Here is a 15,040-nt window from a genome sequence, read left to right as displayed (position 1 = left end):
CCTGCCGCGAGTATAGCGACCGGTCGGTTCGCCCCCAATTGACCTGCGTCGGCGCTGGGCCGCTCTATGCCGCCGGTTTCAGTCCGGCTGTGGAGCGCAGTAGGTCTCCAGCAGGTGCATGTAGTTGGCGCGCACGTAGTTGTCGTGCTTTTGCAGCCGTGTCCAGCTCATCCGTCCGCGGATTTGCTCCAGCGACTGGCTGCGCTGGCTCTGCAGCCAGACCTCCAGGCCGGCGAGCAGGGTGCGCACGTGACCGGGGCCGTGGCGCAGGATGGCGGCGGTGGTCATCACCGCATCGGCGCCGGCCAGCAGGTATTTCACCACCTGCTCGACGTCCTCCACGCCGCCGGAGGCAGCCAGCGAGCCCTTGATCCGCCCGGCCAGCAGGGCGATCCACAAGAGCGGCAGGCGCATTTCCCCGGGGCTGCTCAACTCGAGGGTGCTGAACAGCTCCAGGCGCTGCAGGTCGATGTCCGGCTGCAGGTAGCGGTTGAAGATCACCAGGCCGTCGGCGCCGTTTTCCACCAGGCGGCTGGCCATGTTGCCGATGGAGCTGAAATAGGGCGGCATCTTCACCGCCAGCGGGATCTTCACCGCCTGGCGCACCGCGTTCAGGACGTCGAGGTAGCGCTGTTCCACCGCCGTGCCGGATTCCAGCGGGTCGACCGGCACGAAGTACAGGTTGAGCTCCAGGGCATCGGCGCCGGCCTCTTCCAGCAGGGCGGCGTAACGGGTCCAGTGGCTGGCCGAGGCGCCGTTGAGGCTGGCGATGACCGGCACCGACAGCTCGGCCTTGGCGCGCATGATCAACGCCAGATGGCTTTCCGGAATCATCCCGTAGGGACCGCCGTCGACCGGCGGGAGGAACGCCGGTACGTCGCGACAGGCGGTGCCGATGCTGGCGTAGTCGTTGGCACCGGCCTCCAGCTGTTCCTGGAACACTGAGGGCAGCACGACCGCACCGATCCCGGCATCGTCCAGCCGGCGCAGGTGATCGAGGTCGGCGTTCTGCGGTGACGCCGAGGCGATCAGCGGGTTGCGTAGGGACAGGCCCAGATAGGTGGTGGTCAGGTTCAAGGTGCAGCTCCCGGAGTCAGTGGTACGTCCTGTTCAGGCCTCAGATGTCCAGGCAGATCTTTCCGAAATGCTGCCCGCTTTCCTCGTGCCGGAAGGCTTCGACCATCTCCGTCAGGGAAAAGTGGCGATCGATGATGGGGCGCATGCCCGTCGCCTCGATGGCCCGGATCATCTCCTGCTGCTGGCGGCGGTTGCCGACGATCAAGCCCTGCAGGCGCAACTGGCGGGTCAGTGCCGTGGCCAGCGGCAGGTGAGCTGCGAGCCCGGACAGGATGCCGATCACCGCGATGTGCCCGCCGATGCGCGTGGCCGTCATCGATTGTTCCAGCGTAGCCGGTCCGCCCACTTCGATGACGTGATCGACGCCGCGTCCGTCGGTCAGGCGGCGCACCGTGTCGCCCCACTGCGGGTCCTGGCGGTAGTTGATCAGGTGATCCGCGCCCAGGGCCTTGAGGCGGGCGAGCTTGTCGTCGCTGGAGGAGGTGGCGATGACCGTCGCCCCGGCCAGCTTGGCGAACTGCAGGGCGAACACCGAAACCCCGCCGCTGCCCTGTACCAGCACGCTCTCGCCGGGCTTGAGGTTGCCGTCGACCATCAGCGCGCGCCAGGCGGTCAGGCCGGCGGTGGTCAGGGTCGCCGCCTCGGCGTGGCTCCAGCCCTTCGGGGCATGGGTGAAGGCGCTCGCCGGCAGGGTCACCTGCTCGCGGGCGAAGCCGTCGATGCCATCGCCTGGCACCGTGGCGAAGCCCTCGACCTCGGGCTCGCCGTCCAGCCAGGTGGGGAAGAAGGTGCTGACCACCCGGTCGCCCGGCTTGAATTCGCGGACGCCTGTGCCGACTGCCAGGACTTCGCCGGCGCCGTCCGACAGGGGAATGCGCGGCTCGCTCGGCCCCAGGCGCCGCTGACCACCAGGTAGTCGTGATAGTTGAGCGAGCTGGCGCGGACGCGCACGACGATCTCGCCGGCCTGCGGTTCGACCGGCTCGCTGGTTTCCAGGGCGACACGCTCGAAGCCGCCGCCGGCCTGTACACGAAGGGTGCGGATACTCATGTCTTTCCTCTCGGGCTGGATGGGGATGGCACACTGCCTTGGCGGGCCGTATTGTCGCCGGGCAGTCTAAATGCTGGAGGTTAGTGCAGGCCCCATCCAATCGGGTAGGCGGGCGCGCCGTCGGGGCGCGGGCTGTTTTTGCCTGCGGACCTTGACCGTTGCGGAATGCCTCACCTTACTTACCGGTGGGGTAGGGCAGGCCGATGGTCGTTCCTCTTTTGTCCAGCGCTTCGCAAGAAGAACTGGTGAGGCCTCTGCAGCACGGCAGGCCGCTGGCGGAGAAGCCGAAAAAAGAGGGTCTTGCATATGCAGCACGTCAACGAATGCGATTCCTGCATCGAGGCAAAGCAAGAGAGCGAAGGGGATAGACGCAGCCGTTGGGAGGTTATCTTCACCCGCTGTCTCGAAGTGGGGATGCTTCTGATGTACGGCACTGCTTTTCTGGGATTGCTTTTTTGAAAGCCTGTCCCGGATCGCCCGGCGGCGATGCGGGACGCTACAGGAAAATCGGCTCCATCCAGGCCGCCTGCGCCTGCCGTCTGTTTCAGGCCCGCCTGGTAGAGCTGTTCCTCATGTCGCCACGGAGGGCGTCATATGTCGATCGACAGCATGTATCTGCTCGCGCTTGCCGGCTGCTTCCTGTTCGCAGCCGGTCTCTATGTGGAGCGTCTAACGCGACCGCATGCAACCGAGGCGAAAGCCGAACCCGAGCCGCGCCGAATGACGTTCTGAGGGCTCGCCCTTCCATGGACTGATGCTGCGGCGCCTCGCGTGCTCTTTTTCCGACCGGCGGTCTTGCCCGTGGGGCCGGCTGCCGTTCGTCTGTCTGCAGGACTTTTCCGGCGCGGCCACCCAGCCGGCCGCAGAAGTCGTCCCGATTACGCTCTAGCGTGTAAGTCATTGCCTACAAGCTTTGTAAGTCCGTGGCCGGCCGACAGACAGGCTGGCAGCAGGGTGATGAATAATCTCTTGAAAAAAAAGAATTTTCTCGTCGCGTCCGGAGCCTCCGCGAATCAAGGGCAGAGGTTTGCCCCCTTGTCCGGTCGGGGCTGCGCGTTAAGATCAGCCCCGTGTCGATGGACTGACACAGGCTGCCACGGAGGATGGTCAGGGGCTTCGCTGGATGGCGAATCATCAGGACGATGAGTCAGGAAAAAAGGGAAAAAAGGAATGAAGAGTAGGCGAGGTTATCCTCGCCTCTTTTTTTGCGCGCAAAAAAGTAGACTCTCCATTTCCGGCGCGTGGTTGGGTAAGCAGTCGATGTCGATACGTGTATTCCTGATGATCTGGGCGCTGTTGCTGTCCTGGCCGGCCAAAGCCATGGAGCTGCGCTTCGTTACCGGCGAATTCCTGTCTTTCGACTTTTCCGCCAAGGAGTTAGCCGACGGCACGAAGGCTCCGGTTCCCCGCGGTCCTTTCGTCGAGACGGTCCAGGCGGTCTGCGCTCGTATCCATTTCGACTGCCCGATCGGTTTGGTGCCCTGGCGCCGCTCTTTGGCGATGCTCGAGCAGGGGCAGACCGATGCCGTCTTCGCCGTCATCGCCAGCCACGAAAGGGCGATCGATTTCCGCTTCAGTCCGGTGCTGATCGACTCCAGCCTCAATCTCTATGCTCATCGCTCCAACCCCGTGAAGAGCTGGCGCCCGGAGCACGGCGAGCGACGCGATTTCTACACGCTGGGCCCCTCGGGCACGGCCAACGTGGTCAGGCAGACCCTGCAGGGCATCCCTTCGGCGCATATTTACCTGGAAGCCGACAACCTGCGTCTGATGCGCAAGCTCGATGCGGGGCGCTTCGGCGATGGCATGGTGGTCATGAACCCCAACATCGCCCGTCGTCTGATCGAGCAGCACGAATTGCGCAACATCTGCGAGGTCGGCCTGTTCAAGGAGGTGGGCTATGCCATCGCCTTCTCCCGCGCGCGGGTTTCCGAGGAAAAGTTCCAGGCTTTCGAGCGGGGCCTCGCAGAACTGATCGCCGACGGCACGATCTCCGCCATTTTCCAGCGCTACCAGCTGGAGCTGGCCGCTTCCGCACGCAATGCCGTCCGCAAGGGAAGCGCCATGCCGCAGGAGCCGTGCAGGCGCTACGAGACTTCAGAGGAACACGGTGGCGATGTCCACCGAGGAGCGTCGTCCCACTGCTCGGTAATGGCTCTCCAACCAGGCCATGGCCTGTAAGCGGCCCTGGTCGCGGAGCATTTCCAGAAAGGGCTGGCTGGTGGTCATCTTCGACTCCGCGGCGAGCCGGCCCATCAGCGCATCGTCGGCGATCATGTGCAGGTTGGTCTGGGCCAGCCGCCGCTCCAGCCGGCCTAGGGGCAGCAGTGTGCGGGCGGCATGCTCGCGGGCGTGGGCGAAGCTGTGCATCTCGCGCAGGAAGGTGGACTTGAACGCCAGTTCCTGCGTGCGGCGGCGGATCTCCTCGGCGCTCTGCGGCGTCCTGCCGTGGGCCATCGGGCTGAGCAGGACGAGCAGGATGTCGTTCGCATCGCATTCGTAGACCAGCGGAAACACCGCCGGATTCGCCGAGAAGGCGCCGTCCCAGTACGGCTCACCGTCGATTTCCACGGTGTGATGGAAGGTCGGCAGGCAGGCCGAGGCGAGCACGCAATCCTCGTTCAGTTCGTGGCTGCGGAACAGCCGCAGGCGGCCGGTGTTGGCATTGGTCGCGGCGATGAACAGCTTGAGCGGACAGTCCGCGCGCAGGCGCTCGAAGTCGACCAGCGAAACGAGGATGTCGCGCAGCGGATTGAGGTTGAGCGGGTTGAGCTGGCGCGGCGCGAGCATCTGCGTCCAGTAGAGCATCAGCTTGAGGCTGGTCGCCGGATAGCCGCTGCGGATGTTGGCATCGGCGTTGAGCAGGGGTGCACTGCTGGCCACCGCCTGCCAGAAGCCGGCCAGCGCCTCCCGTGCACCGTCGCGCCCGCCCTGCAGCAGACCGTGGGCCAGCACGGTCGCGTTCATCGCGCCGGCGCTGGTACCGCTGACGCCCGCGAAGTCGAGCCGGCCGTCCTCCAGCAGTGCATCCAGTACACCCCAGGTGAAGGCGCCGTGGGCACCGCCGCCCTGCAGGGCGAGACTCACGGCTGGGCGGTTGTTGCGCGAACGAAAGAACATGGAAGCCTCCCTGCGCTTGAAAAGGGTATCCGCTTCAGACAGGCGAAACGCGCCTCTTTCACCCGGCAGCAGACCAACAGCGTATTTCATGCCGGCGGCGTGTCCAGCAGGGGCGCCAGCAGCGCGCGCATGCTGCGCCAATGGGAGCCTTCCCAGTACAGCCGCTGACAGGCATCGCAGCCGAGAAAGCGCGAGTAGAGCGCGCCGATCCGCGGAGGCAGATGCGGCCTGGCCTGCTCGGGGTCGACCTCGTGCAGCGGCAGATTGCAGTGGATGCACAGACTGAACGGCCGGGCGCTGCGCGCCAGATCCAGCCGGTCGAACAGCTCGCGCAACTGCAGCGCTGGCTTCAGGGCATGCAGGTAGCAGCCGTGAGTGACGATCCGCCGCTTGAGCAGCTCGCGGTCGCGGGTCAGCACGATGCGCTGCTGCTCGGCGGCGATGGCAGCGATCTGGCCGTCCTCGTAGTGGTTGTCGTACAGGGTGTCGAAACCGCACATGCGCAGCAGGCGGGCCAGACCGCCGAGGTGGGCGTCGGCGACGAAGTGCAGCCGGCGCAGGGGCTGGGTGCGCACCTTGAGCAGCGGAGTGATGTCCAGCGCCTCGAAGCGGGGGTAGACCGCCAGCCGGTCGCCGTCCCGGATCGGCTGGGCGAAATCCACCGACTCGCCATTGAGCAGCACCAGCTCCACCTCGGTGTGCGGCACGCCGAGCGCTTCGATCATGTGCTTGACCGTCGCCGCCCGCGCGCAGCTGCAGGTGAACGCCTGCCGTCGCCGTTCGAGCGGCAGGAAATCGTTGAGCTCCTCGTAGAAGCGGAAAGTGGCGCTGACCATGCCGACAGTATGGCAGCCGGGCCGGCACCGGGCGCGGATCCGCCGGCAAGCGGATCGGATCGCCAAGAGGTAATATGACTGCGCGAGCGGCTCCGCCCGGAGCCTTGCCGATGCCGGCTGCGCCGGTGCTTCCCACGAGAACGAAGAGGTTCAGGAATGAGCGATATTGTCTTCATCACAGGGGCGACTTCCGGCTTCGGCCATGCCGCCGCCCGCCGTTTCGCCCAGGCCGGCTGGTCGCTGGTGCTGACGGGCCGGCGCCTGGAGCGTTTGCAGGTCCTGCAGGAGGAGCTGAAGGACAAGGTTCCGGTGCACATCGCCGCCCTCGACGTGCGCGATGCCGAGGCGGTGCGCCAGGCGGTCGCGGCGCTGCCCGAGGGCTTCCGTCAGGTCAAGGCGCTGCTCAACAACGCCGGCCTGGCCCTGGCCCCGGAGGCGGCGCAGAAGGTGGCGCTGGAAGACTGGCACACCATGATCGACACCAATATCACCGGCCTGGTCAACGTCACCCACGCGCTGCTGCCGACCCTGATCGCCACCGGCACGGGAGCCAGCATCGTCAACATCGGCTCGGTAGCCGGCCACTGGCCCTATCCGGGGGGCCACGTCTACGGCGCGACCAAGGCCTTCGTCCAGCAGTTCTCCTACAACCTGCGCTGCGACCTGCTCGGCACCGGCGTGCGGGTCACCGACATCGCCCCGGGGCTGGCGGAGACCGAGTTCACCCTGGTCCGCACCAAGGGCGACCAGGCGGCCTCCGACCGGCTGTATCGCGGCACCACGCCGCTGGTCGCCGAGGACATCGCCGAGCAGATCTTCTACGTCGCCAGCCTGCCGGCGCACATCAACATCAATCGTCTGGAAGTCATGCCGGTGCGCCAGGCGTGGTCGCCCTTCGCCATCGACCGCGATCCGCAGTGAGAGGCCGTGGCGCCATGCTTCAGAAGCGCTCGCGCTCGTCCAGGTAGCGCCACTGTCCCGCCGGCAGCCTGGCCATCGCCAGGCGGCCGATGCGGATGCGCCTGAGGCCCAATACCTCGAGCCCGACGCTCCGGCACATGTACGCGATCTGCCCGTTCTGCGGCGCCTTGAGAGCGAAGCGCAGGTGCCTTTCGCTCTGCCAGCTGACCTTGCACGGCGGCAGAGCCCGGCCCCGGTAGTCGAGGCCGTGGCCGAGCCGGGCCAGGCCGCCGGCGATCAGTTCGCCGGCGACCTCGACGACGAATTCCTGTTCCAGCGTGTCGGCCTGTTCGCCCAGCTTGCGCAGCACGCCGCGCTGTTGGCTGAACACCTGCAGGCCGCTGGCGGCGGGCTCCAGCGGCAGCAGCGCGGTGAGCTTGCGGAAATGCCGGGAGAGCGGGCGCTGCGGGGCGTGGTCGCTTTCCGCACGGCTCGCCGGGCCGAGGCACTGCAATGCCTGCTCGATGCTCTCGCCGGCCGGCTTGTGCAGCAGCAGGGTCACCGGCTCGACCGGCGCGGCCACCGCATCCGCATGCAGGACCACCGCCTCGTCGCCGACCTTGAACTGCGGCTCGTCGACGACCCGCCCGTCGACGCTGACCCAGCCGCCCTCGATATACAACTCGGCTTCCCGGCGCGAGCAGTGGACCAGCTCGACCAGGCGTTTGGACAGGCGGATGGGATCGGTCATGATGAAGGCACTCGGAATCGGGCGGGTATTGTACTCGCCGGCGTGGCCGCGGAGTCTGGCTCCTACAGTTGTAGTGGCTGCGATTCTCTTTCACGAAAGGAACTCGACCATGCGTCCTCTCTGCCTGCTTGCCCTGTTCTGCACCGTCCTGCTGGCTCCGGCCGTCCAGGCGGCCCGATATCCCAGCGAAAAGGGGACGGTGCAAGTCGATCCGCTGGCCACCGGCCTGGAGCATCCCTGGGCGCTGGCCTTCCTGCCGGACGGGCAGGGCGTGCTGATCACCGAGCGCCTCGGCCGCCTGCGGCTGTTCGCCGATGGGCAATTATCCGAGCCGCTGGGCGGGGTGCCGAAGGTTTATGCCGAGGGGCAGGGCGGGCTGCTCGACGTGGCGCTGTCGCCGCAGTTCGTCGCGGACCGGCTCGTCTACCTGTCCTATGCCGAGGCCGGGGGCGACGGCCGGGCCGGCACCGCCGTGGGGCGCGGCCGGCTGTCCGCGGACCTGCGCCGGCTGGAGGATTTCCGGACGATCTTCCGCCAGCAGCCGAAACTCTCCAGTGGCATCCACTTCGGTTCGCGGCTGGCGTTCGACCGTGATGGCCATCTGTTCGTCACCCTCGGCGAGAACAACCAGCGGCCGACCGCCCAGGATCTCGACAAGCTGCAGGGCAAGGTGGTGCGCCTGTATCCGGACGGCCGCGTGCCCGAGGACAACCCTTTCGTCGACCGCCAGGGCGCGCGGGCGGAGATCTGGTCCTACGGCCACCGCAACCCGCAGGGTGCCGCCCTCAATCCCTGGACCGGTCGGCTCTGGACCCACGAGCACGGCCCGCGCGGCGGCGACGAGATCAACATCCCCGAGCCCGGCAGGAACTACGGCTGGCCGCTGGCTACCCATGGCATCAACTACAGCTTCCTGCCGATCCCCGAGGCCCGCGGCAAGACCGTCGCGGGCACCGAGCCGCCCCATTACGTCTGGGAGAAGTCGCCGGCGATCAGCAGCATGGCCTTCTACGACGGCGAGCGCTTCCCGGCCTGGCGGCACAGCCTGTTCGTCGGCGCCCTGGTCGATCGTTGCCTGATTCGCCTGGAACTGGACGGTGACCGTGTCGTTCACGAGGAGCGGCTGCTGGAAGACCTGGACACCCGTATCCGCGACGTTCGCCAGGGACCGGACGGCTACCTCTACCTGCTGACCGACGAGACCGACGGCAAATTGTTGCGCCTCGGCCTGGCGCCTCGCGAGTAGAATGCCGCCCCTGGCAAGCAAGGTACTCAAGATGGCACTCATTGGGCGGTTCAATTCCCTGCAGGTGGTCAAGCACACCGACTTCGGCCTCTATCTCGACGACGGCGCGGACGGCGAGATTCTCCTGCCCCGGCGCTATGTGCCCAAGGATGTGCCGAGCGAGGTCGGCGACTGGCTGAACGTCTTCGTTTACCTAGACAGCGACGACCGGCTGATCGCCACCACCCTGCGACCGAAGATCCAGGTCGGCGGCTTCGCCAGCCTCAAGGTGGTACAGATCAACCGCGTCGGCCTGTTCCTCGACTGGGGGCTGCCCAAGGACCTGCTGCTGCCCCATTCCGAAGAGAAACGCCCACTGCAGGTCGGCGACTATTGCGTGGTCCACGCCTACCTCGACCCGCGCACCCGGCGCATCGTCGCCACTGCGCGGCTCGACCGCTACCTGGACAAGACCCCGCCCCGCTACCAGCCCGGCCAGGAGGTGGACCTGCTGGTGGTCGAGCCGACTCCGCTGGGCTTCAAGGCCATCGTCGACGGCCAGCACTGGGGGCTGATTCACAAGAACGAGGTGTTCAAGTTCCTGCGCGGCGGCATGCGCGAGCAGGGCTACATCAAGGAGGTGCGCACCGACGGCAAGATCAGCCTGACGCTGCAGCCGGTCGGCCAGGCCGCCCGCGACGAGCTGGCCGAGCGCATCCTCGCGCGGCTGGATGAGGAGGGCGGCACGCTGCCCCTCGGCGACAAGAGCCCGCCGGAACTGATCGCCCGGCTGTTCGGCGTCAGCAAGGGCAGTTTCAAGAAAGCCATCGGCGGCCTCTACAAGCAGGGCCTGATCGCCATCCACGACGAGCGCATCGAACGCCGTTGACCGCCAGGCGCCCGCAACTGCCTGAAACGCGGAAAAAAGTTGCCGGATTCGCCGTTGCGGGGCTTGAGCTGACGCGGCCAAATTTGAATAATGTGCGGCGTTTTCCGCCGGTGTAGCTCAGTCGGTAGAGCAGCTCATTCGTAATGAGAAGGTCGAGGGTTCGATTCCTTTCACCGGCACCACAAACATTATCCTGCCTTCGTCCGAGTTCTCCCGAACAAGGCGGGAAACCCAGAGAAACCGGCCCTAAAGCTGGTTTTTTTGTGCCTGCATTCTCCCGCCTTCGCCTGGATACCCCAAGTTTTAGGGGTATGTTTAGGGGGGCATCGGTTCGATTTGTAAACGTACCCCCTAGGGCGCGCACCGTTACCCCGCTCACAGACTCCAAATCCGAGGCCGCCAAGCCACGCGACGAGGATTACAAGCTGTTCAATGGGCAGGGGCTTTTCCTACTGGTTTTGCACTTCTGTCTTGTGTGGGTTTTGCCAAGCGGATCCGCGGGCCTCGAACTACTTGCTTCATCTTCTCTCCTTGGGGAGGGGGACCCGCCTCAATCTGGAGCAGCACCAGCACGCTAGGCGAGTCCCTGTAAGTAAGCTAAGACCTACAAAAGATCGAGAGCTTTCCCACTTTGCTCAAGGCGGCCACCCAAGTAGCTTTACTTCCACACCGACATCGAAGGATCGATGAAGGCTGCTAGGGATTGAAGCTAAGGGAACAGCCGCAAGGATCGCGGCATCATCGGGATGATGAACCCAAGGATGTACACACGCACAGGAACGGCGAGGCTAACCCCTCGCCGTTTTTGTTTGTGCCGAAGAAAGGCAGCTGGCCGCCTTGGCGCTGACCAATCAGGGGCGGATATCTGGTTCGCCCCTGGCCGGTTTGCGAAAACACCCCATGCAAGCCACCTGTAAAGCGCGTTTACAGTCATGGCCGGTTTTGCGAAAAAACCATGAATGGCCGCCGTCAAGTCTTTGGAGGGCATCTAAAGGAGGCCCGAGTAGATCACCAGCAATGCGCGAGGAAGGCCACACGGCGCGCGCCAGCAATCCGGGCAACGTCCGGCGCTGGTGGCCGTTGGGAGGGGGTAGGCAAAAACGCCAAGCCCATGCCGCCCTGGACTGCGTCCCTCGCTCCTTTTCTGCTTTCGCAAAATTTGCCTTCCAAAAGATTACCCGCGACCGACGATGATAGGACCGTCCCCACCCTGCCGTTTCTCGCTAACTGTCGAACGAGCCGCCTGAGCACACGCATGGGGCCGGTCCTGCACCACTTCTTGCACTATGCTGATGAGCGACTGGCCGACCTGACAAAACCTGTTCGGACAGCCTTACTCCGACCAGCAAGGCGGGAACTCCATAGAAACCGGCCCTTGTGCCGGTTTTTGTGCCTAGCGTACATAACGCATACGCCCGGTCGAGCTGGCACGCCGGGCTGCCAGGCGCCTCTCATGTAAGCCATGACCTACAGAAAATCGGGAGCTTTCCCAATTTGCTCGAAGCGGCTGTGCCGGTAGATTGAATCCCACAAAGACGTCGAAGGATCGACGCAGGCTGACCAAGGATGGCGGCCAGGGAAAGTCGCAGGATAGCGGCCTCATCAGGATGATGACCCCACGGACGAAGGAAGAAACTGAAGCGACAAGGCAACCCCTTGTCGCTTTTTGTTTGTGCCGGCGAAAAGCGGTTCGGCAGGCGCTCGCCGTGGCGTTCCGGTCCCGCCCGGGAAGTACCGGTGACAGCCGCTCTCGTATATCCCGCTTGCTCAGAACTGCACCGACAGCCGCACCGGCTCCGGGCCGTGCTGCTGTTCGATGAAGGCCACTACGCGCTGGCCCAGCCGCTGGAAGTTCAGGTCGACGTGCTGCTTGCCGACGTGCAGGTGGCGGACCTGCAGGCAGTCGATTTCGGCCGGCAGGCGCGGCTGTTCCACCTGGATGGTCAAGCGGCGGGCGTCGATGCGCAGGCCGAGGCAGGCCTGCAGCAGCATGAATACCGAGCCGGCGGCCCAGGCCTGCGGCAGGCAGGCGACCGGGTAGGCGATCGGCGCCTCGCCGGAGATGCGTTCGAAGCCGCAGAACAGTTCTGGCAGGCGCATGCCGAACTGCGTGGCGGCCTCGAACAGGCCGCTCATCAGATTGACGATACCCTCGCGCTCTCCATAGCGCGCCATTCCGGCGGCGCACAGGACGACATCGTGCGGCCAGATCGAGCCGTTGTGATAGGACATGGGATTGAAACGCACGGCCTCGGGCGGCAGGGTGCGGATGCCCCAGCCGGAATTGAATCCGCGCGACAGCAACTGGCGCACCAGCGTCTGGCCGCGCTCCGGGCATGGCAGTCCCATGTACAACAGATGGCCGGCATTCGAGGCGCGCACGCGGCACGGCCGGCCGGTGCCGTCCAGGGCGAGGGCGTAAAAGCGCAAATCGTCCTGCCAGAAGTGCTGCTCGACCGCCGCGCGCAACTCGTCCGCGCACCGCCACCAATGTGCGGCCGCCTCGGGATTGCCGCGCCATTCGGCGAGTTCGGCCATGGTCAGATAGGCCCGGTAGGCGTAGCCCTGGACCTCGATGAGAGCGATCGGCCCTTCCGGCGTGCTGCCGTTCTGGTGGAACACCGAATCGTGGCTGTCCTTCCAGCCTTGGTTGGCCAGGCCGCTGGCCTCGCCGCGCGCATAGCTGAGGAAGCCGGCATGATCGGCGGCACTGCGTTCTATCCACCGGACGGCGGCTTCCAGGGCCGGCCAGAAGGGATCGATCGCCTGGACGTCGCCCAGCCGCTCGGCGTAGGCCCCGGCCAGGACGATGAACAGGGGCGTGGTGTCGACGCCGCCGTAGTACTGGGCGAAGGGCAACTCGTTGACCGCGGCCATTTCGCCCTTGCGCATCTCGTGCATGATCTTGCCCGGCTCGGAGTCGCGGAAGGTCGAGGCCTGGTGGGCCTGATGGCGGGCCAGGAAGGCCAGCACGCCCTGGGCCAAGGAGGGGTCGAGCCACAGGGTCTGCAGGGCGGTGACGATGGCGTCGCGCCCGAAGGGGGTCGAGAACCAGGGGATGCCGGCATAGGGATAGGGGCCGGTGGGCAGGTCGGTGGTCAGCAGCGCCAGATCGGCCCGCGACTTGTCCAGCCAGGCCTGGAACAGGCGCGCCGAGGACTGCAGCCGCGCGCCGCGGCGCTGCCGTGCGCGCATGCTGCGCCGCGCCGCCGCCGCCGCCGTCCGGTAGCGGGCAGTGTCGGGCTCCGCCGCCGGGCCGCTGCCGATCTCCACATGCAGCGTCCAGGACGAGCGCTCCCGGACGTCGACCAGAAACTCGGCATGGTTCGCGTCCAGCTCTCCGGGCGCTTCGGAAAATGCGATGCAGGCGCTGCGCCGCACCTGGTCCAGGCCCGTGTAGGACAGCTGCACGCTCCGCTCGCCGAGCTGGGGCGGATGCTGCTGGCCCCGCCGTCGCCGCTTTTCCCCGCGCACCTCGAACATATCGTGGAAGTCGGCCGCGAACTGCAGCGTCAGCGGCGCCTGCAGCGGCTGATCGCCATAGTTGAACAGGCAGATGCGCTCAAAGATCCGCCCGTCCCACAGGAAGCGCTTGCGCTCGATGTAGATGACGCCCTTGGGGGTAGCCGCGCTTTCCAGTGGCGACTGCGGATGATTGGTCATGTGGGCGGTGAAGAACACGTTGTCCTGGCTCACCATGCCCGACAGCAGCGAGGGCTTCTGGCCGGCGAAGCGCAACTGGAAGATCGACAGGAGCCGGGTGTCGTCATGGAACAGGCCGTCAGTGTCTCCGGTCACATCGCCATAGATGTCGGCCACCAGAAAGGTATCGCCCTCCTTGAGCACCAGCAGGCGCTGTGGCGTGCGTTCGAGCACCTCCTCGATGTCGAGCTCGGCGAGTGCCGGCTCCCGGGTCATCCCCTGGGTCATGGGGTCGGGCCTCCTGGCTGGACAGGGGCGGGCGCCGCGCCGTCGGCGCCGAAGGCGGGCAGGCGCCGGTAGAGATCGACGTAGGCGTTCGCCATGATCTTCGCGGTAAAACGCCGCTCGAAGGCGGCGCGCACCTGCCGGCGGTCGAGCTGCAGCGCTTCGTGGACCGCCGCCACGGCCTGCTCGTCGCTGTCGACGATCAGCCCGGTCACCTGCTGTTCGACCACCTCCGGCACGGACCCGCAGCGCCAGGCGACGACCGGCGTGCCGCAGGCCATCGCCTCGATCATCACCAGCCCGAAGGGCTCCGGCCAGTCGATGGGGAACAGCAGCGCGCTCGCATTGCCGAGAAACTCCGCCTTGTCGGCATCACTGATCTCGCCCAGGAACTCGACCAGCGGATGATCCAGCAACGGGCGGATGCGCTGCTCGAAATACTCGCGGTCTGCCGCATCGACCTTGGCGGCGATCCTGAGCGGCATGCCGGCGCGGATGGCGATGGCGATGGCCCGGTCGGGACGCTTTTCCGGCGAGATGCGCCCGAGAAAGGCGAGGTAACCCTCGTCGGGAGCGGCGTGGTAGTGAAAGGCGGTCTCGTCGATGCCGTGATGGACGGTCCCGTGCCAGTGAGCGAACGGCAGGGGCTTGCGCTGATCCTCCGAGATCGAGGCGAGCGGAAAGGCGCTCCAGCGCCGGTAGGCCTCGGGCAGGTCCTTCATGTCGAGCCGTCCGTGCACGGTGGTCAGCGTCCGCCCGGCCATGTCCTCGAAGAAGGGGAAATGCAGCAGATCGGTGTGAAAGTGCAGGACGTCGAACTCGCCGGCGTGGCGGCGGACTTCCTCGAGCAGAACCAGGTGGCTCGCCAGGTCCGACTTGAGCGGCGCCGGGTCCAGCCGCAGCGCTTGCCTGCGCATCGCGACCAGCCGGGCGCGGGTGCGCGAGCCAGCCGAAGCGAACAGGGTCACCTCATGGCCCAGCGTGACCAGTGCCTCGCTCAGATGGGCGACCACCCGTTCCGTACCGCCGTACAAGCGTGGCGGTACGGCCTCATAGAGCGGAACGATCTGGGCAATCTTCAATCGCGGCAATCTCCTGGACTCGTTTGGATCTGGCCGCTCCATGCCGAGTGAAGAAGACGTGCTCTTCTGGACAGACTCCGCGTTCCGGCGGAATTCAGAATCAGTATGGTCGTTTTACGTCAGTCGGCGTGTTGCCGAAGCAGGCAGCGGCCCAACGGTCGGGTGCACCGCCGGCCTGCCGTC

Annotated in this window: 12 protein-coding genes, 1 tRNA gene and 1 pseudogene; 7 read left to right on the top strand and 7 right to left on the bottom strand. The window is 66.0% G+C overall.

Annotated features, from left to right (window positions below):
- Window positions 1-78: 78 nt before the first annotated feature.
- Both Atro_RS06000 and Atro_RS05995 read right to left on the bottom strand, forming a co-directional pair.
- Window positions 79-1,077 carry a dihydroorotate dehydrogenase-like protein gene (locus Atro_RS06000; protein WP_497926848.1) on the bottom strand — a complete coding sequence of 333 codons (999 nt, stop codon included), beginning with the start codon at window positions 1,075-1,077 and terminating at the stop codon, window positions 79-81.
- 40 nt (window positions 1,078-1,117) lie between these two features.
- A pseudogene (locus Atro_RS05995) lies at window positions 1,118-2,127 on the bottom strand (zinc-dependent alcohol dehydrogenase family protein).
- 306 nt (window positions 2,128-2,433) lie between these two features.
- On the opposite strand from Atro_RS05995, the gene Atro_RS05990 reads away from it, so the two are divergent.
- From Atro_RS05990 to Atro_RS05980, 3 genes are all read left to right on the top strand, one after another.
- A complete protein-coding gene (locus Atro_RS05990; protein ID WP_497926847.1) occupies window positions 2,434-2,586 on the top strand; it encodes a hypothetical protein in 153 nt (50 codons plus the stop codon).
- Window positions 2,587-2,721: 135 nt separating this feature from the next.
- Window positions 2,722-2,859, top strand: coding sequence for a hypothetical protein (locus Atro_RS05985; protein ID WP_497926846.1), 138 nt, complete (start codon window positions 2,722-2,724; stop codon window positions 2,857-2,859).
- A gap of 528 nt (window positions 2,860-3,387) precedes the next feature.
- Window positions 3,388-4,308, top strand: coding sequence for a substrate-binding periplasmic protein (locus tag Atro_RS05980; RefSeq protein WP_497926845.1), 921 nt, complete (start codon window positions 3,388-3,390; stop codon window positions 4,306-4,308).
- On the opposite strand, the gene Atro_RS05975 is transcribed toward Atro_RS05980, so the two are convergent.
- Both Atro_RS05975 and Atro_RS05970 read right to left on the bottom strand, forming a co-directional pair.
- Window positions 4,225-5,247 carry a patatin-like phospholipase family protein gene (locus Atro_RS05975; RefSeq protein WP_497926844.1) on the bottom strand — a complete coding sequence of 341 codons (1,023 nt, stop codon included), beginning with the start codon at window positions 5,245-5,247 and terminating at the stop codon, window positions 4,225-4,227. The genes Atro_RS05980 and Atro_RS05975 overlap by 84 nt on opposite strands.
- A gap of 86 nt (window positions 5,248-5,333) precedes the next feature.
- Complete coding sequence (locus Atro_RS05970) at window positions 5,334-6,083, bottom strand: Mut7-C RNAse domain-containing protein (RefSeq protein WP_497926843.1); 750 nt, start codon at window positions 6,081-6,083, stop codon at window positions 5,334-5,336.
- A gap of 156 nt (window positions 6,084-6,239) precedes the next feature.
- On the opposite strand from Atro_RS05970, the gene Atro_RS05965 reads away from it, so the two are divergent.
- Window positions 6,240-7,004, top strand: a complete 765-nt coding sequence (locus tag Atro_RS05965) for an SDR family NAD(P)-dependent oxidoreductase (protein ID WP_497926842.1) — start codon at window positions 6,240-6,242, stop codon at window positions 7,002-7,004.
- A 19-nt stretch (window positions 7,005-7,023) separates the two neighbouring features.
- Here the strand turns inward: Atro_RS05965 and Atro_RS05960 are convergent, their stop codons facing one another.
- Window positions 7,024-7,734, bottom strand: a complete 711-nt coding sequence (locus Atro_RS05960) for an rRNA pseudouridine synthase (RefSeq protein ID WP_497926841.1) — start codon at window positions 7,732-7,734, stop codon at window positions 7,024-7,026.
- Between the two features lie 109 nt (window positions 7,735-7,843).
- On the opposite strand from Atro_RS05960, the gene Atro_RS05955 reads away from it, so the two are divergent.
- The 3 genes from Atro_RS05955 to Atro_RS05945 all read left to right on the top strand — a co-directional run bounded on the left by Atro_RS05955 (window position 7,844) and on the right by Atro_RS05945 (window position 10,030).
- Window positions 7,844-8,980 (top strand): PQQ-dependent sugar dehydrogenase, encoded by a 1,137-nt coding sequence (locus Atro_RS05955; protein ID WP_497926840.1) that lies wholly within the window; start codon window positions 7,844-7,846, stop codon window positions 8,978-8,980.
- A gap of 31 nt (window positions 8,981-9,011) precedes the next feature.
- A complete protein-coding gene (locus tag Atro_RS05950; protein ID WP_497926839.1) occupies window positions 9,012-9,848 on the top strand; it encodes a CvfB family protein in 837 nt (278 codons plus the stop codon).
- A gap of 106 nt (window positions 9,849-9,954) precedes the next feature.
- Window positions 9,955-10,030: transfer RNA gene (locus Atro_RS05945), tRNA-Thr, on the top strand.
- Window positions 10,031-11,615: 1,585 nt separating this feature from the next.
- Here Atro_RS05945 and Atro_RS05940 read toward each other — a convergent pair.
- Window positions 11,616-13,778 (bottom strand): amylo-alpha-1,6-glucosidase, encoded by a 2,163-nt coding sequence (locus tag Atro_RS05940; protein WP_497926838.1) that lies wholly within the window; start codon window positions 13,776-13,778, stop codon window positions 11,616-11,618.
- Window positions 13,775-14,857: a glycosyltransferase family 4 protein gene (locus tag Atro_RS05935; RefSeq protein WP_497926837.1), complete on the bottom strand. Its 1,083-nt coding sequence runs from the start codon at window positions 14,855-14,857 to the stop codon at window positions 13,775-13,777. The genes Atro_RS05940 and Atro_RS05935 overlap by 4 nt, the downstream gene beginning before the upstream one ends.
- Window positions 14,858-15,040 lie beyond the last annotated feature (183 nt).

The organism is Azotobacter tropicalis (assembly GCF_059739045.1).
Note: the sequence above shows the minus strand (reverse complement) of the source record. Positions and strands in the feature narration are given on the sequence as shown.

Bases quoted from the DNA above. Each gene is read 5' to 3' on its own strand.
- Atro_RS05985 (WP_497926846.1), top strand. From the start codon at position 2,722: ATGTCGATCGACAGCATGTATCTGCTCGCGCTTGCCGGCTGCTTCCTG.
- Atro_RS05970 (WP_497926843.1), bottom strand. From the start codon at position 6,083: ATGGTCAGCGCCACTTTCCGCTTCTACGAGGAGCTCAACGATTTCCTG.
- Atro_RS05975 (WP_497926844.1), bottom strand. From the start codon at position 5,247: ATGTTCTTTCGTTCGCGCAACAACCGCCCAGCCGTGAGTCTCGCCCTG.
- Atro_RS05965 (WP_497926842.1), top strand. From the start codon at position 6,240: ATGAGCGATATTGTCTTCATCACAGGGGCGACTTCCGGCTTCGGCCAT.
- Atro_RS05940 (WP_497926838.1), bottom strand. From the start codon at position 13,778: ATGACCCAGGGGATGACCCGGGAGCCGGCACTCGCCGAGCTCGACATC.
- Atro_RS05960 (WP_497926841.1), bottom strand. From the start codon at position 7,734: ATGACCGATCCCATCCGCCTGTCCAAACGCCTGGTCGAGCTGGTCCAC.
- Atro_RS05950 (WP_497926839.1), top strand. From the start codon at position 9,012: ATGGCACTCATTGGGCGGTTCAATTCCCTGCAGGTGGTCAAGCACACC.
- Atro_RS05980 (WP_497926845.1), top strand. From the start codon at position 3,388: ATGTCGATACGTGTATTCCTGATGATCTGGGCGCTGTTGCTGTCCTGG.
- Atro_RS05990 (WP_497926847.1), top strand. From the start codon at position 2,434: ATGCAGCACGTCAACGAATGCGATTCCTGCATCGAGGCAAAGCAAGAG.
- Atro_RS05955 (WP_497926840.1), top strand. From the start codon at position 7,844: ATGCGTCCTCTCTGCCTGCTTGCCCTGTTCTGCACCGTCCTGCTGGCT.